The following is a 255-nucleotide window of genomic DNA, read 5'->3' as shown; positions in this document are numbered from 1 at the left end:
ATCGAACGGCAGCTGGAGCGTGACGGTACCGAAAGTCGATCTCAGTGCACTGGCTGACGGCACCAAGGCGGTGAGCGTCGCGGTGACCAACGCCGCCGGTAAAGTGGCGAACATTACCAGCCCGCTGGATGTCATCACCCATAATCTGCCGACGATTTCTCTCTCTTCGCTCTTCGGTAATGATGGCTATCTGAACATCAGTGAAGCGGCGAACGGTCAGGTAATCGGCGGCAAAATTGGCGGGGTGGTCAGCGG

At 58.0% G+C, this 255-nt stretch carries 1 protein-coding gene; it reads left to right on the top strand.

Features of this window, described 5'->3' with window-relative positions; all coding sequences use genetic code 11:
- On the top strand, positions 1-255 hold a 255-nt coding region (locus tag MN204_RS21050; protein WP_249872994.1), incomplete at both ends, for an Ig-like domain-containing protein.

The organism is Oceanobacillus saliphilus (assembly GCF_023522835.1).
Taxonomy (GTDB): domain Bacteria; phylum Bacillota; class Bacilli; order Bacillales; family Amphibacillaceae; genus Oceanobacillus; species Oceanobacillus saliphilus.
The sequence above is the reverse complement of the archived record's forward strand: the minus strand, read 5'-3'. Positions and strand labels throughout refer to the sequence as shown.